The 22,961-nt window shown below is 55.7% G+C and carries 21 protein-coding genes; 8 read left to right on the top strand and 13 right to left on the bottom strand.

Going from position 1 to position 22,961, the window contains the following annotated elements:
• The first annotated feature begins 1 nt into the window (after position 1).
• The 4 genes from opp1C (at position 2) to DDT52_RS21400 (ending at position 4,271) form a co-directional block, all read left to right on the top strand.
• Complete coding sequence (gene opp1C / locus DDT52_RS16660) at positions 2–829, top strand: nickel/cobalt ABC transporter permease (RefSeq protein ID WP_109053885.1); 828 nt, start codon at positions 2–4, stop codon at positions 827–829.
• Positions 829–1,689, top strand: coding sequence for an ABC transporter ATP-binding protein (locus tag DDT52_RS16655; RefSeq protein WP_136157343.1), 861 nt, complete (start codon positions 829–831; stop codon positions 1,687–1,689). The genes opp1C and DDT52_RS16655 overlap by 1 nt, the downstream gene beginning before the upstream one ends.
• Complete coding sequence (locus tag DDT52_RS16650; RefSeq protein ID WP_247595568.1) at positions 1,652–2,449, top strand: ABC transporter ATP-binding protein; 798 nt, start codon at positions 1,652–1,654, stop codon at positions 2,447–2,449. The genes DDT52_RS16655 and DDT52_RS16650 overlap by 38 nt, the downstream gene beginning before the upstream one ends.
• 265 nt (positions 2,450–2,714) lie before the next feature.
• Complete coding sequence (locus DDT52_RS21400) at positions 2,715–4,271, top strand: methyl-accepting chemotaxis protein (RefSeq protein ID WP_136157342.1); 1,557 nt, start codon at positions 2,715–2,717, stop codon at positions 4,269–4,271.
• 81 nt (positions 4,272–4,352) lie between these two features.
• On the opposite strand, the gene rhaM is transcribed toward DDT52_RS21400, so the two are convergent.
• The 4 genes from rhaM to rhaB all read right to left on the bottom strand — a co-directional run bounded on the left by rhaM (position 4,353) and on the right by rhaB (position 8,304).
• The gene (gene rhaM / locus DDT52_RS16640; protein WP_136157341.1) at positions 4,353–4,667 is read right to left on the bottom strand and encodes an L-rhamnose mutarotase; all 315 of its coding nucleotides are present in this window, start codon (positions 4,665–4,667) and stop codon (positions 4,353–4,355) included.
• 73 nt (positions 4,668–4,740) lie between these two features.
• A complete protein-coding gene (rhaD, locus tag DDT52_RS16635; RefSeq protein WP_136157340.1) occupies positions 4,741–5,565 on the bottom strand; it encodes a rhamnulose-1-phosphate aldolase in 825 nt (274 codons plus the stop codon).
• 4 nt (positions 5,566–5,569) lie between these two features.
• Entirely contained in the window at positions 5,570–6,832 is a 1,263-nt protein-coding gene (locus tag DDT52_RS16630) for an L-rhamnose isomerase (protein ID WP_136157339.1), read from the bottom strand.
• Positions 6,829–8,304 carry a rhamnulokinase gene (rhaB, locus tag DDT52_RS16625; protein WP_136157338.1) on the bottom strand — a complete coding sequence of 492 codons (1,476 nt, stop codon included), beginning with the start codon at positions 8,302–8,304 and terminating at the stop codon, positions 6,829–6,831. Before rhaB ends, DDT52_RS16630 begins: the two co-directional genes overlap by 4 nt.
• Before the next feature lie 280 nt (positions 8,305–8,584).
• On the opposite strand from rhaB, the gene DDT52_RS20985 reads away from it, so the two are divergent.
• From DDT52_RS20985 to DDT52_RS16615, 3 genes are read left to right on the top strand one after another with little or no spacing between them, the layout of a single operon-like run.
• Positions 8,585–8,737 (top strand): hypothetical protein, encoded by a 153-nt coding sequence (locus DDT52_RS20985; RefSeq protein WP_168709799.1) that lies wholly within the window; start codon positions 8,585–8,587, stop codon positions 8,735–8,737.
• A gap of 13 nt (positions 8,738–8,750) precedes the next feature.
• On the top strand, positions 8,751–9,587 hold the full coding sequence (gene rhaS / locus DDT52_RS16620; protein ID WP_136157337.1) for an HTH-type transcriptional activator RhaS: 837 nt from the start codon (positions 8,751–8,753) through the stop codon (positions 9,585–9,587).
• 21 nt (positions 9,588–9,608) lie between these two features.
• Positions 9,609–10,463: a helix-turn-helix domain-containing protein gene (locus DDT52_RS16615; RefSeq protein ID WP_136157336.1), complete on the top strand. Its 855-nt coding sequence runs from the start codon at positions 9,609–9,611 to the stop codon at positions 10,461–10,463.
• Positions 10,464–10,469: 6 nt separating this feature from the next.
• Here the strand turns inward: DDT52_RS16615 and DDT52_RS16610 are convergent, their stop codons facing one another.
• From DDT52_RS16610 to DDT52_RS16590, 5 genes are all read right to left on the bottom strand, one after another.
• Positions 10,470–12,140 (bottom strand): dipeptide ABC transporter ATP-binding protein, encoded by a 1,671-nt coding sequence (locus tag DDT52_RS16610; protein WP_136157335.1) that lies wholly within the window; start codon positions 12,138–12,140, stop codon positions 10,470–10,472.
• Entirely contained in the window at positions 12,137–13,000 is an 864-nt protein-coding gene (locus DDT52_RS16605) for an ABC transporter permease (protein WP_136157334.1), read from the bottom strand. Before DDT52_RS16605 ends, DDT52_RS16610 begins: the two co-directional genes overlap by 4 nt.
• On the bottom strand, positions 12,990–13,952 hold the full coding sequence (locus DDT52_RS16600; protein WP_136157333.1) for an ABC transporter permease: 963 nt from the start codon (positions 13,950–13,952) through the stop codon (positions 12,990–12,992). The genes DDT52_RS16605 and DDT52_RS16600 overlap by 11 nt, the downstream gene beginning before the upstream one ends.
• Positions 13,930–15,558 (bottom strand): ABC transporter substrate-binding protein, encoded by a 1,629-nt coding sequence (locus tag DDT52_RS16595; protein WP_136157332.1) that lies wholly within the window; start codon positions 15,556–15,558, stop codon positions 13,930–13,932. The genes DDT52_RS16600 and DDT52_RS16595 overlap by 23 nt, the downstream gene beginning before the upstream one ends.
• A gap of 302 nt (positions 15,559–15,860) precedes the next feature.
• Entirely contained in the window at positions 15,861–16,403 is a 543-nt protein-coding gene (locus tag DDT52_RS16590) for a YagU family protein (RefSeq protein ID WP_136157373.1), read from the bottom strand.
• 1,018 nt (positions 16,404–17,421) lie between these two features.
• On the opposite strand from DDT52_RS16590, the gene DDT52_RS16585 reads away from it, so the two are divergent.
• Positions 17,422–18,459, top strand: a complete 1,038-nt coding sequence (locus DDT52_RS16585; RefSeq protein WP_136157331.1) for an NADP-dependent oxidoreductase — start codon at positions 17,422–17,424, stop codon at positions 18,457–18,459.
• 52 nt (positions 18,460–18,511) lie between these two features.
• On the opposite strand, the gene ubiI is transcribed toward DDT52_RS16585, so the two are convergent.
• The 4 genes from ubiI to DDT52_RS16565 all read right to left on the bottom strand — a co-directional run bounded on the left by ubiI (position 18,512) and on the right by DDT52_RS16565 (position 22,961).
• Positions 18,512–19,723: an FAD-dependent 2-octaprenylphenol hydroxylase gene (ubiI, locus tag DDT52_RS16580; protein WP_136157330.1), complete on the bottom strand. Its 1,212-nt coding sequence runs from the start codon at positions 19,721–19,723 to the stop codon at positions 18,512–18,514.
• Between the two features lie 38 nt (positions 19,724–19,761).
• Positions 19,762–20,940: a 2-octaprenyl-6-methoxyphenyl hydroxylase gene (ubiH, locus tag DDT52_RS16575; RefSeq protein ID WP_136157329.1), complete on the bottom strand. Its 1,179-nt coding sequence runs from the start codon at positions 20,938–20,940 to the stop codon at positions 19,762–19,764.
• A gap of 55 nt (positions 20,941–20,995) precedes the next feature.
• Complete coding sequence (gene pepP, locus DDT52_RS16570; protein ID WP_136157328.1) at positions 20,996–22,315, bottom strand: Xaa-Pro aminopeptidase; 1,320 nt, start codon at positions 22,313–22,315, stop codon at positions 20,996–20,998.
• Between the two features lie 61 nt (positions 22,316–22,376).
• On the bottom strand, positions 22,377–22,961 hold the full coding sequence (locus DDT52_RS16565; protein ID WP_136157327.1) for a YecA/YgfB family protein: 585 nt from the start codon (positions 22,959–22,961) through the stop codon (positions 22,377–22,379).

Genomic DNA, 22,961 nt, shown 5'->3' with positions numbered 1-22,961 from the left:
TATGCTGTTTTCGCAAAAACTGTTGCGCGATAAGGTCGCATTGCTTTGCCTGCTGGTGCTTATTGTAGTGGTTGCCGTCGGCATCCTCGCCCCGTGGCTGGCGCCCAACGATCCGAACAAAATTAATATCGCCCGTAAATACGCCGATTTCAGTGCCCGATTCCCGCTGGGTTCCGATCATCTTGGCCGCTGTGTGCTGTCGCGCCTGATGTTCGGCGTGAGAACCACGCTGTTTCTGGCGCTGCTGACGATGGCCGCCACGATTATGATTGGCTGCCTGTTTGGGTTTCTGTCCGGCTATTTTCGCGGTCGGCTGGACGAAATCATGATGCGCTGTTGTGATGTCATGCTGTCTTTTCCCAGCCAGATTATGATTCTGGCGATTGTCGGGATTTTGGGCGTGGGCATCGTGAACGTGATCCTGGCGAATATCCTGGTGAAGTGGGCGTGGTATACCCGCATGATCCGCAGCATTGTGATCAGACACAGTCAGAAAAATTACATCCTGTTTTCACGCGCCAGCGGTACGCCGCTGTGGTTTATTTTGCGGCGTCATTTGCTGCCGAATACGCTGTCCGAGATCGTTGTGCTGGCAACGCTGGACACCGGCTGGGTCATTCTGAATATTTCCGCGTTGTCATTTCTCGGCCTTGGGGTGCAGGCCCCTACGGCGGAGTGGGGAACCATGTTAAGCGAGGCGCAGAAAGTGATGATGAGCCATCCGACGCAAATGCTGGCGCCGGGGCTGGCTATTCTGGTGGTGGTGGCCGCCTTCAATTTGCTGGGTGACTGTCTGCGCGATGCGCTGGACCCACGGGAGTCTCACTGATGAGCGATTTATTACGCGTTGAGCAGTTGCAGGTTGCGCTGAAAGCCGGGGGACAGACGTTGCTGAACGATATCGCCTTTTCGCTGCCTCGCCACGCCTGCCTTGGCGTGGTCGGCGAAAGCGGCAGCGGAAAAAGCCTGACCTGTCGTGCGTTGATGGGGTTGCTGGGCGAGCCGTTTACCTGCACGGGACAAGCCTGGTTGAACGGGACGGATTTGCTGGCGCAAACGCCGGAGGCGATGCGGCGGCTGCGCGGGAAAACGATCGGCATGATTCTGCAACACCCGATGAATGCGTTCGACCCGTTGCAATCGGTCGGCAAGCAGATGGTGGAAACGTTTGGCGCCCATCTGACGCTGAATCGCCGCGAAGCGCGCGAACGGGCGCTGGAGATGATGCAACTGGTCCGGCTGCGGGACGTGACGGCATTGTTTGATAAATACCCCAGTCAGATCAGCGGCGGCATGCTACAGCGCATCATGATCGCGATTGCGCTGGCGCTGGAGCCGCAGCTGTTGATTGCCGATGAGCCGACCACCGCGCTGGATTCGGTTACCCAGCATGACATCATGCAGGAGTTCCGCGCTATCCGCGAGCGTCTGGGCACCACGATGATTTTTATTTCTCACGATTTTGGCGTGGTGAACCGCATCGCCGATCGCGTACTGGTGATACATCAGGGACGTGCGGTTGAGCAGGGTGACGTGCGGCAGGTGCTGCGTCACCCCCGGCATGAACATACGCGCTATCTGGTGGCATCCCGTCAGGCATTGCAGCGACGTTATCAGGCGCTGGTGGGCGCTCCGGCGGATGAGCGTGACGATGAATACCGCGAGGTGGCGTATGGACGCGTTGGTTGACGTCGAACGGGTGAGCCATGGCTATCGCGCTGAGCATGACGGAAAGTGGTTGCCGGTGCTGCATGACGTTTCGTTCAGCGTGCGTAAAGGCGAGTGTCTGGGCATTATCGGCGAGAGCGGCAGTGGGAAAAGTACGCTGGGGCGTATTCTGCTGGGGCTGGAAGCGCCGAAAAGCGGGCAGATCCATCTGGCGGGACAGCCGCTCTATACGCCGTTGCGTTTCTGGCAGCGCAGGCGGGAAAAGCAGACGCGAGTCAGCGCGGTGTTTCAGGACTATACGTCATCCGCCAATCCCTCAATGAATGTGTTGAACATTGTTGCAGAACCACTGTGGGCGCGGGGAGCGACGCCGCGTCAGGAAGTACGGCAGCAGGTGGCGGCGTTACTGGGTCAGGTCGGTTTGACGGTGGATTTGTGCGAGCGTTTCCCGCATCAGTTGAGCGGCGGGCAGATGCAGCGCGTCTGTATCGCCAGAGCGATCGCCAGCCAGCCGCAGTTTATTGTGCTGGATGAAGCGGTCAGCGCGCTGGATGTGTCCGTACAGGTGCAGGTGCTGGATTTGCTGGCAGAACTGCGTGAGCGTCTGGGGTTGACCTATCTGTTTATCAGCCACGATTTAGGCGCGGTCGCCTATCTGTGTCAGCGGGTGATATTTTTACAGGCAGGCCGCGTGATTGAGCAGGTGGATGAGATGTCTTCACTGGGGCGAGTTGAGCATCCCTACGCTCAGCAACTGTTGCAGTCGGTGATGACGTTTTAAACGCGCTGACCGATGTGCGGATAAAAAATCGCGCACTTTCACGAAGAGATAAACGTTGCCTTAACCAATATTTTCTGATGGTTGGCGATTGGTTCGCTATTTTTCAGACGTTAATTCCATTTTTCGTATAAAAAGCAGAGATATCTTTGATATGAATGTTACCTGCCAGCGGATGCTATAAGCGCACAAGATATAGCTTATAGCGTGAATGTCGTGTAATTTCAAAATAAGAATTATCCTAATCATTGTCAGGGAAATGAATACGATGAAATTAAGAACAAGAATAATGTTGCTGTGCGGCACCACGCTGTTGGGACTGCTTATTCTCGCCGCGGTGGCGCTAAACACGCTGTATAAATCAATGATGCACGAGCGAACCAGCCAGCTTTCTACGCTGGTGGAACTCGCCCATGCCGCGGCGCAGAAATCCTACGATCTTGAAAAATCAGGCCAGTTATCGCGCGAAGAGGCAGAAAATGAAGCCAAACGCGCCATCGGCAGCTTCCATCTGAACGATCGCTATTTCTTCGTGCGGGGATTCACCAACGACGTCAACTATGTGCATCCCAACCCTAAACGGGTCGGTATCGTCGATGCGAAAGGCGGCAAAGAGGCCGGAGAGCGTTATCGCGCCGCGTTGCAGGATAATACCATCGGTACGGTGATCGCCAGGGGAACGCGTCCGGGAACTACGGACGAGGTTGAGAAGCTGTATGCCATCGTCAAATTCGAGCCCTGGGACTGGATCATCGGCTATGGCGATTATATTGACGATATTCAGCAGGCGTTCTGGCGCGATGCGATTATTCTGCTGTCCATCAGCGTCGTGTTGTTGCTGATTATTTCAGTGCTGGCATGGAACATGTTGCGCACGCTGCTGCGGCAACTGGGAGGGGAACCGCAGTACGCGGTCGACGTGGTGAAACAAATCGCTGAAGGTAATCTGGTGGTGGATGTGCAGACGCGTCCCGGTGACGATACCAGCATATTGTTTGCTATCCGCGCGATGCGCGATAACCTCTCGCAACTGGTCAGCCAGGTGCGGGAAAGTACCCATTCGATCGCCTCGGCGTCGGCGCAGATCGCTTCTGGCAATGAAGATCTGTCGTCCCGCACCGAGTCTCAGGCCAGCGCGCTGGAACAGACGGCTTCCGCGATGGAAGAATTGACCTCGACCGTTCAGCAGAACGCCGAAAATGCGCGACAGGCCAATGAATTGGCAATGTCTGCCTCGGATGTCGCGGTGCGGGGCGGCACGGTCGTCAAGCAGGTGGTGGATACCATGGATTCTATTGATGTGTCCTCACGCAAAATCGTGGATATCACCGGGGTCATCAACAGTATTGCGTTTCAAACCAACATCCTGGCGTTGAACGCCGCGGTGGAAGCGGCTCGCGCCGGTGAACAAGGGAGAGGTTTCGCCGTGGTGGCGAGCGAAGTCCGCACTCTGGCGCAGCGCTCCGCTTCCGCAGCCAAGGAGATCAAAAACCTTATCGACGACTCGGTATCTAAAGTCGGTGAGGGCACCGGACTCGTGAAGCGCGCCGGAGAGACCATGAGCGAGATTGTTGAAAGCGTACAGCGCGTGACGACCATGGTGGGGGAAATCAGCGTGGCGAGTCGAGAACAGAGCTCGGGGATTGAGCAGGTGAGTCTGGCGGTATCCCAGATGGATCAGAGCACCGAGCAGAATGCGGCGCTGGTGCAGGAGGCGCTGGCCGCGGCGAAATCGTTGAGCGATCAGGCGCAGGATCTGTCGCATACGGTCGATCAGTTTCGCGTAAGCGAATCTGCCGGTTATCTATCCGTCGCTGTACGATAGGGCATATCGGTTTACCGCCGGGAGTTTTCCCGGCGTAGCATGACCGGCTGTTCAATAAATAGCCTTTTTTCAACCTCGGTGTCAGTCCAGATAAAAAACCGGTTGCAGCTCGTCGCTGATTGGGCTGTTGTCCGGATTGGCCGGCATGACGTCCGTCATATGCTGCCACCAGCGCTGACAGACTTCCGTTTGCGCCACGGCGTTCCACCGTTCTTCGGATTCAATTTCGACATACCCAAACAGCAAATTGCGCGATTTATCCAGAAAAATACTGTAGTGATGGGCGCCGTGAGCTTTCAGCACCTCGGCCAGTTCCGGCCAGATGGGATGATGCCGATGTTCATATTCGGCATGACACTCAGGAAAAACGGACATCACAAAGGCTTTACGCAGCATGGTGGCGCTCCCGATCGGGCGTCACAGGCGAAAATCCTGTGACGCCTTTTAACAACAGGTTGAAAGTGAAAGATTATACGCGCAGCGCCGCTTCCATCGGCGTGACGCCAAAGCGCTGGCCCAAGGCGATCAGCTCTTCGGTCGAGATGGTTTGTTTCTTACCGCCCATCGACCGGACTTTCACCATCACTTCTGCGGATTTTTCCGCGGTGTCGATCAGGCCGAAAGCCTCATCGAGCGTTGGGCCGCTGCCGAAAATGCCGTGGAACGGCCAGAGCACCAGCGAATGACGCTGCATCTGATCTGACGTCGCCGTGCCGATGGCATCGGTTCCCGGCACCATCCACGGAACGATGCCGACGCCATCCGGAAATACTACCAGGCACTCGGTACTGCCTTCCCAGAGTTCGCGGGTGAACGCCGCGGTATCCAGTTCCAGTACGTAGCTGAGCGCGATCAGGTTGGTGGCATGGCAGTGCATGATGACCCGATCGCGTCCGTCCGTCACGCCCATCCGCACAATGTGCGACTGAAAGTGCGAGGCTAACTCTGAAGTCGGCAGGCCGCCGTTGGTCAACCCCCAGAATATGCGATAGCCTTTGCCGTCATTATCTACTTGCAACACCACCAGCGAGTCGGCCGGATCCAGCTGTACGTTACGGAAAAACTTGCCGGAACCGGTGACGATAAACCAGCATCCTGCCAGTTCGGGCATGGCCTGACTCAACGCCTCATGGCGGGGTTGCGGGTAGAAATCGCTTTCATAGGGGGTGACATCCTCCGCCGTCAGCCGCAGGCTGACATTGCCGCCGTTACGCTCGTCCCAGCCTTTGAGCCACATATCGCTGGTGGCTTTAATCATTCCCTGTACGAACCAGGAAGAAAGAATCGCTTGCATAGTCTTACCCTTGACGTTGAGTGAGGATGGTTTGTTCATACTGGCGCACATGTTGCAGCCATTCGCTGCCCGGCATGACGTCATGACGCTGGCAGTAGTGTTCCCAGACAGCCTGCCACGGCAGGGATTTTTGTTCTTCCAGCAGGGCCAGACGCGCGGTGTAGTCTCCCTGCTGTTCGTATTGACGCAGCGTATCGGTGGGTTCCAGCAGCGCGCGCAGCAGCGCTTTCTTCATATTGCGGGTGCCGATAACCCAGGCGGCGATACGGTTGATGGAAGCATCAAAGAAATCGAGTCCGATATGTACGCGGTTAAACAGTTTGTGACGCACAATTTCGTGGGCAATGGCCTGCGTTTCATCATCCAGCAGTACGACGTGATCGCTGTCCCAGCGAACCGGGCGGCTAACGTGCAGTAACAGCCGCGGCACATACAGAATGGCGCTGGAAATCTTGTCGGAAATGACTTCGGTTGGGTGGAAGTGGCCGGCGTCCAGACACAGCGCCGTTCCGCGGCTGGAGGCATAGCCCAGATAGAATTCGCTGGAGCCCACGGTAAAACTTTCCGCGCCCAGCCCGAATAGCTTACTTTCTACCGCATCAATGTGGTGTGACGGGTCGAGCGGTTCCGCAATGACTTCATCCAGCGCGCTGAGCAGGCGCTGGCGGAATGCCAGACGATCGACCGTCAGGTCTTTCATGCCGTCCGGTACCCAGATATTCATGACGGATGGCGTACCCAGCTCACGACCGAAATAGGCGGAGATACGGCGGCTGGCCTGACAGTGTTCAATCCAGAACCGGCGGATCGTGTCATCCGGATGAGAAAGGGTGAAACCGTCGCTGCTCAGCGGATGAGAGAAACAGGTGGGGTTAAAATCCAATCCCAACTGATGACGTTTGGCCCAGTCTACCCAGTTGCTGAAATGCTCCGGTGCGATTTCGTTGCGGGCGACGGGGTGCGCGGATTCCAGATAAATGGCGTGCAGATTCAAACGTTTTGGCCCCGGGATCAGGGTAAATGCCTGCTCAAGATCGGCGCGCAGCTCATCGGCGGTGCGCGCTTTGCCGGGATAGTTGCCCGTGGCCTGAATGCCGCCGGTCAATGCGCCGCCGGTATTCTCAAATCCGGCCACGTCATCACCTTGCCAGCAGTGCATGGAAACAGGGATTTGATCCAACTGTTTCAGCACCGCGTCTACATCAATATTCATACTGGCGTAACGATCCTTCGCCAGATGCCAGGCGGTTTCAAGCGCATTATTCATACAGTGGTTTCCTCTTTTTTAGCATGGCAAAGGGCCTCGAAGCGGCGCCAGTGCCTGGCGAAATCAATATCCGCACGTGGGGTATAGCGGTGCAGAGGGAAGTTATGGGTTAACAGACGACGAAATTCAGTCAGGTCGGAAACGGCATCGAGCGCCATCAATTGACAGCCGATATTGCCGAGCGTGGATGCCTCCACGGGACCAGCCAATACGGGAAGCTGACACATATCGGCGCACAGCTGGTTGAGCAGTTCGTTCTGGCAGCCGCCGCCGACAATGTGCAACTGGCGCAGCGGGGCTTGCCGCAGTTCACTCAGTTCCTGAACAACCTGACGGTAAAGCATGGCGAGGCTGTCAAAGATACAGCGCGCCAGTTCGGCGTCGCTCTGTGGCACCGGTTGCTGATGTTCGGCGCAAAATTCGCGGATCGCTTTACACATAGACGGCGGGTTAATAAAGCGTTCGTCATTGGGGTTAATCAGGCTGACACAGGCCGGCAGGCGTGACGTTTCCTGAATCAGATCATTCAGATTCTGGATCTGCCGCTCCTGACAGACCCGTTGCAGCAGCCATAGCCCCATAATGTTTTTCAACACGCGGTATGTGCCGTTAATCCCGCCTTCATTGGTGACATTGGCGGTCAGTGCCTGCGCGCTGTTGTACGGGATATCGCTTTCGATGCCGATTAATGACCAGGTGCCGGAACTGAGATAGGCGCTATCTTTGTCATGCAGGGGCGTAGCCACGATAGCGCTGGCGGTATCGTGGGTCGCGACGGCCAGCACGGGAATTTGCCGTCCACTGGGTGCGGACCATTCTCCAACAAGATGACCGGGCTGTACCGGCTGACTCAGCAAACGTTTGGGGAATCCCAGATAGTTCAGCAGCGATGCATCCCAGGTTTTATCCGCCAGATTGAGTAGCTGTGTCGTGCTGGCGTTGGTGTATTCACAGGTAATGGCGCCCGTCAGGCGATAGTGGAAATAATCCGGGATCATCAACAGATGTTCAGCCTGTTGCAGGTATTCTGGATGCCGATCGCACAATGCCTTGAGCTGGTACAGGGTGTTGAAGGGCAGAAATTGAATGCCGGTCCGTTGATAGATGTTTTCCCGCCCCAGCGCGTCGGTCACCAGCGGCATCACTCCATCAGTACGATGATCGCGGTAAGAGTAGGGCAGGCCAACAAGCTCACCGGCTTTATCCAGCAGCACATAGTCCACCCCCCAGCTATCGATACCGATGCTGTCAGGGTAAATTCCCATGCTGTCTATCTGATGCAACCCGGTGAGAATTGCGTGTTCCAGCGCTTGCAGATCCCACACATGGTGGTTATCCCGGGACACCAGATGATTGCTAAAGCGGTGGACTTCTTTCAGCGCCAGATGCTGTGTCGTTGTCTGTAGCGTTGCCAGCATGACCCGACCGCTGGAAGCGCCAAGATCGACCGCCACGATATTCTTCACCGCCATAGCCATTCCTCTTTACCTGTTTGATGCTGTGCAGTGTAAGGATTCGTTGGCGTAGCGACCTTCCGGTGAGTGCCATGTGACATCGGTGACTGGCAAAATAGTCAAGCTGACTGTGAAATGGTTCACATTTGGGAGGATTCATCGAGTGCTTTACGGCATTTGTTCGATGCGGTGACGTGTAAAAAACGCCGCCTGCGACGGCCCGCGGGGATTATCCGCCATAAAAAGCGGGTGTGATCCTATCCACACTTCAGCGAATTGGTCGCAGGATCTTGAAAAAATGACACCACAATGCCATCGCAGGCGACGGTATTTGAAGGTCATTCCACGCGCTTATGGCTACCATGTTATCCAGATCCTCATTTCCCCGGCGGGCAGCGTGTGGCGCATTGCACACCTGACCGCCGCGATAACCGCTCCGCGAGCGGGTTAAGTGGAGAATCAAAATGACGTTGCTTCGTGGTGATGACTTTTTTGCTTCACGGGCGGTGACGGTGGCTGTGGAGCCCCGCACGCCGCAGGTGGCGTTTCCTGAACACTATCACGATTTCTGGGAGATCGTGCTGGTGGAGCAGGGCGCCGGCGTACATGTCTTTAACGATCAGCCTTATGCCCTGAGCAGTGGTACGGTGTTTTTCGTGCGCGATAACGATCGGCACCTGTTTGAAAACGTGGAAGGATTATGCCTGACCAACGTGCTATATCGTTCGCCGCGTGGCTTTCGCTTTCTCTCTGATATTGCGACCTTTTTGCCTTATGGCCCGAATGGTGAATGGCAGGGGCAATGGCAGGTTAACGCGACGGGGATGCAGCAGTTAAAGCAAAACCTCGGTCATCTGGCCGATCTGGCGCAAAGCGCGACCCCGGAAGATATCGCCGCCAGCGAAAGCCTGTTTTTACAAATACTGGTGCTGCTGCGTCAACGGTGTTTCCAGACGCAGGGCAGCGGCTGTCAGCGTCAGGGCATACAGGCCCTGCTGGGCTGGTTACAGAACAACTACAGTGAAGAGATCAACTGGGGGGAGTTGGCCGAACAGTTCTCGTTACCGCTGAGAACGCTGCATCGTCAGTTGAAACAACATACCGGTATGACGCCACAACGTTATCTGAATCGGTTAAGATTACTGGAGGCGCGTCGGCGGTTGCAGCAAAGTGATGATTCGATCACCACCATTGCGCATGCCTGTGGATTCAGCGACAGTAATCATTTCTCGACGCAATTCCGCAAGGCATTTTCCCTGGCCCCTAAATCGTTACGCCATCAGGCGTGTTATGAGGAATAGTTAACGGCAGGCAGGTGGGGGATGGTGACAAATCGACGTGGTTTGAAGTTACAGACTGAAGACTATTTCCTTACCGACAAAAATAGCGTGATGGTTGCTGAACGGCACCCGCAGCCTGTGTTTCCTCTGCATCACCATGATTTTGATGAGCTGGTCATCGTCTGGCGCGGAAATGGTCTGCATCTCTGGAATGATGTGCCTTATCGCATCACGCGTGGCGATATGTTTTATGTCTCTGCCAGCGATCGGCACAGCTACGAGTCTGTGCACGATCTGGAGCTGGATAACATTATCTATATCCGCGAGCGGTTGACGCTATCGGCGGACTGGCCGGCATTATTGCCCGGAGGCGATGAGCCGCAGAGTGAGCGCTACTGGTGTCTGGGTTCACAGGGGATGGACACCATTCGTGATAAGGTCGATGCGCTGTCGCAGGAGTGTATGAAATCGGATGCGTTGTCGCTGCAATTGAGTGAGGTTTTGTTGTTGCAGATTGCCTTGCTGGCGATGCGCTACCGTCACTTGCCGAACAATCCGCAGCTGGCTGATGCTCACCAGTTGGATTTACTGATGAATGCCCTGCGTGCCAGTATCGCCACCCCTTTCCGTTTTGACGCTTTCTGCGAACAGAATGGGGTCAGCGTGCGCGGTTTGCGGGCGCGCTTTAAAGAACAGACCGGGATGAGCGTACCGCAATATCTGCGTCAGTTGCGGTTATGCAAAGCGATGGAACTCCTGCGCTATAACCAGCACACCATCGGCGAAGTGGCCGCCCGATGCGGCTTTGACGACAGCAACTATTTTTCCGTGGTCTTCCATCAGGTATTTGGCGTCTCGCCCAGCACCTATCGGCAGCGTTTTCAACAAGTTGGCTGAGCGCCTTTATTTCACCACCGTCGAGAGCAGCAGCTGCGTATAAGGATGTTGTGGCTGACTGAAGATTTGCTCCACCGGGCCGGTTTCTACGATTTCCCCTTCTTTCATCACCGCAATTCGGTGGCTCATATGCTGGACCACGCCCAAATCATGGGAAATGAACAGCATGGTCAGATGCAGTTGACGTTGCAACGCGACCAGCAGATCCAGCACCTGTGCCTGCGTGGTGACATCCAGCGCCGAAACGGGTTCGTCACAGATGATAATGTCGGGCTCAGAGGCCAGCGCCTGGGCAATCGAGATGCGCTGACGCTGACCGCCGGATAGCGTATGCGGACGGCGCGGCAGCAGATCTGGCGTCAGGCCGACCTGTTCCAGCAGGGTCAAAATGCGCTGCTGCTGTTGCGCCGCGCTGAGATCGCGGCGCAGGCGCAATGGCTGGCGGAGAATTTGCTCAATAGTAAACTGCGGATCAAATGAACCCAGCGGATCCTGAGTGATGGTCTGAATACGGGCGCGCAGTGGACGACGCTCACGTTCTTCCAGCGCGCTCCAGGGATGCTCGGCCAGCCACACCGCCCCGCTATCGGGTTTTTGCAAGGCAAGAATGACTTTTCCCAACGTCGTTTTACCCGAGCCTGATTCACCCACGATGCCAAGCGTTTCGCCGCGCCTGACCTGAAGGGAAACCTGATTGACCGCGTTCATTGCGCTGCCGTCGGGACGGGTAAACGCAACGGAAACCCGATCGACCTGTAGCGCAATATCGGTGGTGGCGGTCGCGGGGGATGCAATCAATGGCGCGGTATGGGTGTTGAGTGGGTTCTCGCCGGACAGCCAGTTGCCGCGTGTGGCAGCGGTAGGAATGGCGGCCAGCAGACGCCGTGTATAGGGATGTTCGGGAGCGTTCAGCACCTGGCGGGCGCTGCCGCTCTCCACCAGACGGCCTTTTTGCATCACGATAACGCGATCCGCCACCTCCGCCACCACCCCCAGATCGTGAGTGATCAGCAACACCCCGTGCCCTGCCTGCGCCAGTTCGGTAAACACCTTCAGTACCTGCTTTTGCACCGTGGCGTCCAGCGCGGTGGTGGGCTCATCGGCAATCAGCAGACGTGGGCCGGCAGCCAGTGCCGAGGCAATCAGGGCCCGCTGGCGCAACCCGCCGGATAGCTCATGCGGATATTGGGCGGCACGATTGGCCGGATCGGGGATGCCCGCCTGTTGCAGCAGTGCCGCCACGCGTTCAGGAACCTGAGTGCGTGGGAGTAGCTGATGAGTAAGAATCGGCTCCGCCACTTCCTGACCGATTTTGCGTAACGGATCGAGAGAGACCAGCGCATCCTGTAAAATAAAACCGATTTCCCTGCCGCGAATGTGCCGCCAGTCGCGATAGGTCAGAAAACGGAGATCGCAGTGACTGCCATCGTGACGCGTCAGCGAGATGGCATTGGCCGTGACATTCGCCCGCTCTCCGGCCAAACCAACCAGCGTGCGCGCCGTCACCGACTTGCCCGAGCCTGATTCACCGACCAGCGCCAGAATCTCACCGGCATTGACCTGAAAAGAAAGGTTTTTTACCGACTCAATCGCGCCCTGTTCACTGGGAAAGCTGACGCTTAATCCTTCCACATTCAGCAGCGACGAGTGGGTTGCGTGGGGCACTTGCTGCGTCATGATGCGTTGCCTTTTGCCAGAATGGTTTGTAAACGCCGTCCCAGCAACGTAATTGAAATAACGGAGAGGGCGACGACGGTAGCCGGAAACAGGCTGATCCACGGCGCGATATCGAGAAAATTACGTCCATCGGCCAGCAGCGCCCCCCACTCTGCGATGGGCGGTACGACGCCCAATCCGAGAAAGCTCAGCGCGGAGGCCGACAGAATGGCGTGTCCGACGCCGATAGTGGCGACGATCAGCAGCGGACGCAGCGTATTGGGGATAATATGCCGCACGATGATGTACAGCGGGTGCTCACCCAACGCGATGGCATGGGTCACATAGCCGGAAAGCCTGACCTGTAGGACCTGTGAACGCACCAACCGGGCATAGCTGGCGATCCCCGCCAGCCCGACGGCAAGCAAAGTATTTTCCGGGCCGCGCCCCAATACGGCAATGACCAGCAGCGCCAGCAGCAGATCGGGAAAGGCCAGCATGATATCCAGCAGGCGCACCAGTATCTGACGTATCGGCGCCGGCGCCAGCACGGAAAGCGTGCCGAACAGCACGCCCCCGAGACAGGCAATCAGCATGGCGCCTACGCCGATACTCAGCGATAGCGAGGTGCCGTGGATCACCCGGGCAAAGATATCGCGTCCCAGCGTATCAGTACCGAACCAGTGCTCGCCGCTCGGTGGTTGCAGGATCGCGCCAAGATCCATTTCATCAATCGTGCGGCTGGTAAACAGGGACGGAAAAAAGACGGCCAGCACCAGCAGGAAAACGATCGCCGCGGGTAACAGCGTTGAGGTGGCCAGCCAGGGATTTCGATAGCCAGAGCGCGGGGCGCGGGGAAGTATCATAGGTTCACTGCTCATGGGCGTTCGCCTTCTTGCGCAAACGGGGATCGACAATCAAATACAAAGCATCCACCAACAGGTTGATCACCACAAACAGCAGAGCTGACAGCATGACGACGCCGAGCACCAGCGGCATATCGCGGGTTTCAATCGCGTGCAGCGTGATTTGTCCAATACCGGCGCGGCCAAAGACCGTTTCAGTTAACACGGAACCGGCCAGCACGCCGGCCAGCAGCGTACCGGTCAGCGTTGACGCCGCCAGCGCGGCATGGCGCAGACCGTGACGAATCCGCAGTATCGTTTCGCTGACGCCGCGGGTACGTACCGTCAGAGCGAACGGCTGGGATAAGGCTTCTTCCAGACCGTCGCGCAATACCTGACTGAGCAGCGCGGCTATCGGCAGGCTGAGGGTAATGATGGGCAGCACCAGTGAGATCAGGCCGTCATTGCCGGTGACGGGAAACCACTGTAGTCGAAAACTGAATATGCTCAGCAGAACAATCCCGATCCAGTACACCGGCGTGCTGAGCAGCGTCAGCTCCAGCCAGGAGATCAGCCGCCGCAGCCGATGGTAGCGCCCGGCGGTGATGAGCGCGCTGGATATGGCCAGCACCAGCGCCAGCGTCAGTCCGCCGAGCGCCAGCGGCAGCGTTTCGCGCATGGCATCGGCAATGACTGACAGCACCGGTTGCCGATACTGGTAGCTGATGCCGAAATCACCCTGCAATGCCTGGGCACAATAACGCAGATACTGCATCCACAGCGGTTGATCGAGGCCGAATTGCCGGGTCAGTACGGCGCGGTAAGCGTCGTCAACCACGTTGTCGCCGCCGCTGAGAATGGCGATAGGATCGCCGGGGATGAGTTTGACGGCAATAAACGTCAACGTGGCTGCACCCCAGAGCACAGCCAGAATGGTTAACAGACGTTTAGCGTATCCCGCCAGATTAACGTTTAATCCAGACATCATAGAAATTCGGTTTAGCGTTGGTCGCCCAGCTTATGCCCTGCACCTGCTTCGACAAACCAAGCTGATAAGCCGGAATATAGACGGGCAGGACATAGGCCTGATCGATAATTTCATGCTGAATATCGGTATACAGCTGTTTACGTTCGGCATCGCCGGCGCCTACCGCCTTTCTTAACTTCTCATCCAGCACGCTGATCCGCGTGAAGTTGTTGCCGTTGGGCGGCGCGTAGGCGGAATCGAACACCGTGCGCAGGATATCCGGTTCGGCGCGGACGAAGAAGTTGGACGCAATATCGTATTCATTGCCGTTGGTGCGGCTGGTAAACCCGCCCGCATCCGTTGGATCGAGCTTCAGATCAATCCCGGCCTGTTTGACCTGATACTGAATCGCCTGGAACAACGTGACGTCAGCGGCTTCCACGTTCGTTGTGGCGTAGACAAACGTCACGGTCAGACGCTTACCGTCTTTGGTTCGGTAGCCTTCGCTGTCCTTGTTGTTCCAGCCTGCGCTGTCCAATAGCTGATTGGCTTTTTGCAGATCAAATCCCCAGCGGGACTTCACCGTGGGATCGTAATAAAGCGTTGCCGGACCGACGACGTTATCCGCCGCTTTCAGCGTGCCGAAGTAGGACACTTTCACTGCCGTCGCGGTATCCGCGGCGCTCTGGAACGCCTGACGAACCTTGACGTCCTGGAACGGCCCTTTGGTGGTGTTGAAGTACAACACGCGGTTGACGCCAGGGTTTTCATAGCTGACCACATCCAGACGCGGATTCTTTTTCACCGAGGGATAATTAGCGGGTGGCACGGCGTCAATGGCCTGAACCTGGTTGCTGGTCAGCGCTCCCAGCCTGACGGAGGCCTCCGGCAGATATTTAAAGGTAATCCCGTCCAGATAAGCCGGACCGGTATGTTTCGCGTAACCGGGCCCCCAGTTGTAATCTGCGCGTTTGCTCAGCCTGCTGCCGCTGCCTTTGACAAAGGAGTCCAGAATAAATGGCCCGGAACCAACCACGGTGTTGCTGGTATTCGGCGTGTTTTTCAGATAGGTCGGCGACTGGATGCCCAGATAAGGCAGGCTCAACCCTTGTAACAACGGTGCAAACGATGAGGAATAGTGAATCACGACCGTGTACGCATCAGGCGTGGTGATGGCGTCGATCGGCCCTAACAGCGATTTGGCGTAGCTGGAGGTGGTTTTCGGATCGAGAATGCGTTCAAGATTGTATTTTACCGCCTCGGCATCCAGTTTGGTGCCGTCGCTGAAGGTGACGTCCTTGCGCAGATGGAAGGTATAGGACGTGTTGTCATCGTTGATTTCCCAGCGTTCCGCCAACCAGGGGGTAAAGCTGTTGTCCTCAGCCTGGCCGACCAGCGAATCCACCACGTTGCGGGCGATCAGTGCCGTCACCCCATAGGCGGTAATGTGCGGATCAATGATCGGCGTATCGCTGCCCAGCGCGACATTCAGTGTACCGCCTGCCACCGGTTTTTCCGCGCTTTCCGCGCCATGCGCAAGTGGATTTAGTGTAAAAAGCAGCGAGAGTAATCCGACAGTCAGTAATTCAGGCCGTGATAACGACCGTGCGGGTGATTTTTTTTCCATTCTCTGATTCCTTAGAGGGCGGCGGGGTTGTCCTGTCAATATCGTTGCCACTGTAGTGAGCAGAGAGGAGGGTGTAAAAGTATAAAAAGTTATTTTTAATGCCAGAAAATATATAAAAACATCATCGGTCAATGACAATGAAGAGGGAAAAGAGATATCCGTGGTCCCGGCGGAGGGCTAACGTAGATAACGTCATATCGAAAGAGGGTTAACCGCAGCCTGAAAAAAAAGGGAAGAGGTATTATCCCTCATTCCCTGTTTCTATGTGTCGCACAAGGCTTCGCGCGATCGCCTGGCGTTATTTAGCGGGTAGCTTCCGAAAGGGGCACTTCCGCATCCGGCGCATGAGTAATGCGGTTGCGTAGGTCACGACGGGCAATTTCAACCAGCCAGAAGCAGAACATGTGTCCGAAAAGCTCGGAGAAGTGCTCGGCAAACGGTTGATCCCACGGAGCTGGCACGGTGCCAAACAGTGGAAGCAGGATAATGTGGAAGACGACATGGAGAACCAGACCGTAAAATGCCCCCTGCCAGAGTTTGATTTTGGGGTAAAACTCGGCCACCACGCAGTACAGGACGGCAAAGGTAATGGAAAAACCAAAGTGCATGATAAAGCTCATGATAGGTCTTGGGTTGCCATTAAATAAATACGTAATATGGGACATTTCAAAAGACATGCCCAGCTGTTGCAGTAACTCTTGCGGCGGATTGGTAAGGTCGCGGGCTGGAGTTCGGGGCGGGAATGGAATTTCCCAGCCAAATTTGGCGAGCGCGCAAATAATACCGGCGATTATCCCAACTAATATTGCTATCAGGATTTTTTCCTTCGTCGTACGTAACTGCATGTTATTTTCTCCTAAATAAACCCATCGTCTTTCATGATTCTGAATCGTTGGTTTTCTGCTCATGTTTCCTTGTCGAAACGACATTCAGTTATCAACTTTCAGGATCCTGAAATCAGGCAGGTATAGAACATTCCAATTTTTGAGGAATAAAATTCGGCATTATGCTAATGCGCGAATAAAAGGTACCTCTATGGCGAATACAGGGCTTATACCCGTCATACTTCAAGTTGCATGTGCGTTGGCCACGCTCCGTCACCCGAATCACTTACCCGAGTAAGCTCATCGGGATTCCTTCACTCGCCGCCTTCCTGCAACTCGAATTATTTAGGGTATATACCGACGGGTATCATTGATTATTTTCGATGCGGCAAATACCGTGTTTTCATAAAATATGTACTCGGTCGCACCGACAGATAAGCCGCGGGTGTGACAGAAATTGACAGCTTGGTTATGAAAAAGATATCGAAAAATAATCATTAACCTATCAGGTTACACCTTGATTCGGAAAGGATGATACACCCATTGGTCATCACAATCGATTTTTATATGAGGGCTCTCTGTTCATCTTTCAGATTACAGGCTGTTGACTACATTAAAATTGCCCGTGGGTTTATTTTAGTCAGCAACTGAGGGGGCATGCATTGCTGTTTTCTATAACTGGAAATTTATTGGATATACCCTGTTAATGTTAGTGTAAATACAGTGACATCAGTTGGCGTTGTAATCGTTATTAAGTATTTCTAATTGTATATTTATGTAAATACATTTTTTAAGTGAAGCGATGAGCCGCTATTTTTAAATGTAATAACTGAAGAAAACAATTATTAAGCTAATAGAACTAAATTGATATCGCCATTATCTTTCAGGTCGCCGGCGTATTGGCCGTGGTATTTTTTGCCATTGCCGAATCCGATTGGGTGATGACGCTATTGTCGCGGGGCTCGGCTTCATCTGCCTGCCCATGAACTATGATGATATTCTGAATAGTAGTACGAGGCAGCCCTAAAAGGAGCATTTTATGTCACAAACCGATCGGTACAATCGTCGCATCGTGTTGGCGCAACGTCCGCACGGTGCGCCTACGCAAGATAATTTCCGTCTGGAGCAGCAGGCTATTCCCGAGGTTAAGGAAGGCGGCGTGCTGCTGCGCTCGGTGTTTCTTTCTCTTGATCCTTATATGCGCGGTCGCATGAGCGATGCGCCATCTTATGCCAAACCGGTGGAACTGAATGAGGTGATGGTCGGGACGACCGTCAGCAGAGTGGTGCAGTCAAAACACCCGGATTATCAGGTTGGTGACTGGGTTCTGGCCTATAGCGGCTGGCAGGATTATGCCGTTTCCGACGGCAAGGGGTTAAAAAATCTGGGGCAATCTCCGTCTAATCCGTCCTATGCGTTGGGGGTTCTGGGTATGCCCGGGTTCACCGCCTATATGGGACTGATGGATATCGGGCAGCCCAAAGCGGGTGAAACGCTGGTGGTGGCGGCGGCAACGGGGCCGGTAGGCGCGACGGTCGGGCAGATTGGCAAACTGAAGGGATGTCATGTCGTTGGCGTCGCGGGGGGCGCGGAGAAATGCCGCCATGCGGTCGAGGTCTTGGGATTCGATATCTGCCTCGATCATCACGCGACGGATTTTGCTGAGCAGCTACAGCAAGCCTGCCCGAAAGGGATTGATATTTATTTTGAAAACGTCGGTGGGAAGGTATTCGATGCGGTATTGCCGTTATTGAATACGTCCGCGCGTATTCCGGTCTGCGGACTGATCTCCAATTACAATGCGACTGGATTACCTGATGGCCCCGACCGTCTGCCTCTGTTGACCGGGACCATTTTGAAGAAGCGCATTCGGATGCAGGGATTCATCATTTTTGATGATTACGGCCATCGTTTTGATGAATTCCAGCAGGCGGTTTCCCCGTGGGTGGCGGAAGGGAAGATCAAATATCGGGAACATCTTGTCGATGGTTTGGAAAACGCGCCGGAGGCGTTTATCGGCCTGTTGCAAGGGCATAATTTTGGCAAGCTGCTGGTGAGAGTCGGGGATGATTCGTAACGCTCGGTTCAGCGTTCGCCGCATGTGCGGCGAACTGATGTTGAGTGACCGCTTACTTACCGTCACTCAGCCACGCCGGCAAATCATGTAACCCCATTGCCTGACGCACCAGCGTCGGTTTAATGCCGGGCAGCTTGTCTGCCAGCATCAGGCCCACATCGCGCAGCAGCTTTTTGGCCGGATTGTCGCCATCGAACAGTTCGCGGAACCCTTGCATGCTGGCGAGCATGACGGCGGCGCGGTGTTTCCGCTTGCGTTCATAGCGTCTGAGATACAGATGCTGGCCGATGTCTTTGCCCTGCGCCTGAAGCCGTTTCAGTTCCGCAATCAGGTCAGCCACGTCCATAAAGCCGAGATTCACGCCCTGACCGGCCAGAGGATGAATGGTGTGAGCCGCGTCGCCGACCAGCACCAGACGATGCGCCGCGAAACTGCGGGCATAGCGTCCCATCAGGGGGAATGTTTGCCGTTCACTTTCGAGCTTGCATAATCCCAGACGCATATCGAAGGCTATCGACAACCGCTGGTTAAACTCGTCTTCAGGTAACGCCTGCATGGTCTGAGCCTGTTGCGGCGAGAGCGACCAGACAATCGAACTGAGATGCGGATCGCTCAGCGGCAAAAACGCCAGAATGCCGTCGCCGTGAAACACCTGACGCGCCACGGCGTGGTGCGGGGATTCGGTGCGAATGCTGGCGACCAGCGCGTGGTGGCCGTAATCCCAGAAGGTCAGCGGAATATCTGCGTGCTGGCGTAGCCAGGAGTGTGCGCCGTCGGCGCCGACAACCAGACGCGCGGTGAGCATGCTGTCATCCTGCAACGTGATAAAGGCTTCGTTTTCGCCCCAGGCGACCTGTTTCAACACCGCCGGCGCCAGCAGCGTAATGTCGCCGGATTGACCGGCCTTCTGCCACAGCGTCTGCTGAATGATCGGATTTTCGATAATATGGCCGAGGTGTGAAAAGCCGAACGCTTCACCGTTGAAGCTGATGTGACCAAAGCTGTCTTTATCCCAGACTTCCATGGCGTTATAGGGGCTGACGCGTTGCGCAACGAGGCTTTCCCAGACGCCAAGATGACGAAGCAGGCTCTCGCTGGCCGCGTTGATGGCGGAGACTCGCAATGCAGGCGCGTTTTCGGGCGCTCGTACTTCAACCGGCTGTTTTTCAAGGACGGCGATGCGCAGGCCGCTGCCTTGCAAACCGCAGGCGAGTGCCAGACCAACCATGCCGCCACCGGCAATAACCACGTCGAATGATTGCATACACGTATTTTCCTGTTATGTCCTGCCGGAGAACGTGCTTAACGCTCAACCCAGCCAAGTGTGCGGCGGGCCAGCGCATCACGCATCAACGGCAGATTATTCATGGTCATGAGCCCCAGATTACGGCCAATTTCCAATGCGGTATAGCGGTTGGCAAACAGCCTGACCAGTCCGTCGGTAATCGCCACCGTCGTTTGCTGATCGGGTTGGCGACGCTGCTGGTAGCGGCTGAGCACGCGGTAATGGCCCGGGTCCAGATGATGTTGCATGGCTTCAACCACGGTTTCCGCCAGCGACATCACATCCCGCAAGCCCAGATTAAATCCTTGCCCGGCGATCGGATGCAATGTCTGGGCCGCATTGCCCACCAGCGCCAGCCGATGGCCGATATGCTGGCTGGCGGTCAGTAATCGTAAAGGATAGCTGTGGCGTTCTCCGATGTGGGCGATCGCGCCCAGACGCCAGCCAAACGCCCGCTGTAGCTGCTGACGGAATTCGTCTTCACGCCAGTTATCAACCAGCGTCTGCTGGCTGCGGGCATGACACCAGACCAGCGAACTGCGGCCATTGCCCATGGGCAACATCGCCAACGGTCCGTGTGGCGTAAAGCGCTCAAATGCACGGCCTTGAGGCGCTTCGGCCGTCGTCACGTTGGCGATAACGGCGATTTGATCATAGTCCCGCTGTTGCCACTGTACACCGCAGGCTTCAGCCAGCATTGAGTGAGAGCCGTCGGCCGCCACCATCAGCTGTCCGGCCAGTACCGTACCGTTATCCAGCGTCAGCGTCGCCTCGCTTTGCGTACGGGCAACGGCGACGACTGTTGCCGGACAATGCAGACGCACGCCGGGCGCCTGTTTCAACAAGGAGAACAGCCGCTGTCCCGCTTCGTGCAGTTCGACAACGTGGCCCAGCGCCGGCACGTGATAGTCCGTGGCTTTCAGGTTGACAAAGCAGGCATGTCCGCGATCGCTGACGTGAATGTCGGTTATCGCGGTAGCGCAGCCCGCCAGCGTCTGCCAGATGCCGATGGTTTCCAGTTGCTGGCTGGTGCCTTCCGACAGGGCAATCGCTCTGGCATCAAATCCCGGGTGTTGCCGTTCGAGCGGAGATTTTGCTTCGATCAGATCAACGGGAACTTTCCCTTGTGAAAGCGTGGATATTGCCAGCGCCAGTGTTGCGCCCGCCATGCCTCCGCCGACAATCATTACCGTCATGTTTTTATCCCGATGCTCAGAGCCTGTTGGGGTAGGCTCGTATTTCTGGCGACTGCTATGCAGAAGGCCCTTGTGCCATGAGCGCTTCAATGTCGTCGGCGTCTTTCACCACGCCGGACGTCAGGTTTTCGTTGCCGGTCTCGGTGATCAGAATATCATCTTCAATACGCACCCCGATTCCCCGATATTGCTGAGGCACTTTGGCATTCGGCGCGATATACAGGCCGGGTTCCACCGTTAGCACCATGCCGGGTTCGAGCGGGCGGCCGCGATCGGTGGAGCCGTAATCACCGACATCGTGTACGTCCAGCCCCAGCCAGTGGCTGAGCCCGTGCATAAAGAACTGACGGTGCGCCTGTTCGGCGATTAATACATCGACCTCGCCTTTCAGGATACCCAGCTTAACCAGCCCGCTCACCATGATGCGCACCACTTCATCATTGACGTCGCGGATGCTGCGTCCGGGGGCGAACAGCTCCAGCGCCTTGAGTTGCGAGCGCAGTACAATGTCGTAAATCGCGCGTTGCGGTTCGGTAAACTTGCCATTGACCGGGAAGGTGCGGGTAATATCCCCGGCATAGCTGCGGTATTCGCATCCGGCGTCGATCAGCACCAAATCGCCGTCGCGCATTTGAGATTCGTTTTCGGTGTAGTGCAGGATGCAGGCGTTATCGCCGCTGCCGACAATGGTGTTGTAAGAGGGGTAGCGTGCGCCATGATGAGTAAATTCGTGATGAATTTCGCCTTCAAGCTGGTATTCAAACATGCCGGGACGGCATTGCTGCATGGCGCGTGTGTGGGCCAGCGCGGTGATTTCACCCGCGCGGCGCATCACGTCAATTTCCGCCTGTGATTTGAACAGCCGCATTTCATGTACCCACGGACGCCAGTCGGTGATTGTCTGCGGGACGGTAAAGCCCTTGCGGGCGCCGCTGCGCAACGTTTCCAATGCGGAAAACAGCAGTTTGTCGGCGTAGTCGTATTGCCCCTGCGCGTGATAAATCACATCCAGACCGTTGAGCAGCAGGTGTAGCTGTGCGCTGATTTCATTAAACGGTAACGCCCGGTCGACGCCCAGTTTGGCGGGAGCGGCTTCCTGGCCCAGACGACGGCCAAACCAGATTTCAGCCGTCAGATCGCGCACGCGATTGAATAACACGCTATGGTGATGTTTTTCGTCGCTTTTAACCAACAACAGCGCTGCTTCCGGTTCGTTAAACCCGGTGAAATACCAAAAATCGCTGTTTTGACGATAGGGATAATCACTGTCTGCATTGCGCGCCGTCTCGGGCGCCGCAAAAAAGATTGCGGCACTGGCCGGCGCCATTTTCTCCAGCAGTGTCTGACGACGACGAAGGAACTCTTGTGGGTTCATCACCTGCTCCTGAAAAATATTCCGTACAGCTCTGCGCTACCGGTTCCGGTATTGCAGCGGATTAATGCAGCGTCGGTTTTTTCTGCTCCGGCGCAACAATCTGTGGGCTGGTAAATTCGTTATGACACAAAATGGCCGATACACGAACATATTCAATCACTTCTTCAAGTGATTGTTCCAGTTCTTCCTGATCTTCATCTTCGTCATAGCCCAGTTGAGCGATGTTGCGTAAATCATTAATCGCTTCTTTCAACTCACCATCGGCTTTGTTCAGTCGGGGTTGAACCACGCCCAATCCCAGCAGAAAGTGGTTTACCCAGCCTGCCAGCGCATCGGCCCGGTCGAATACCGTGACCGCTTCGTTGTTCTCGTCAGGCAGGAACAGCTGGAACATGAAACCTTCATCTTCGAGCGTTTCACGCGTTACCTGATACAGATGCTGGAGCGGCTGAGACAGCGTTTGCGGAAAGGCCATCCCTTCGTTCGTCAGTTCAAAAACCAACGTTCGCCAACTGTCATCATGGTTGCCGCCACACAGCATACCGCTGATGAGGCCATGCATTTCCGCGGCGGTCAGGGCGATTTGCTGCTGGTGGAGCAATTGGTCAAGGGCTTCGTAGCCTGGAAACGTATTCTCTATAGACAT

The organism is Brenneria roseae subsp. roseae (assembly GCF_003115845.1).
Classification (GTDB): domain Bacteria; phylum Pseudomonadota; class Gammaproteobacteria; order Enterobacterales; family Enterobacteriaceae; genus Brenneria; species Brenneria roseae.
Note: the sequence above shows the minus strand (reverse complement) of the source record. Positions and strands in the feature narration are given on the sequence as shown.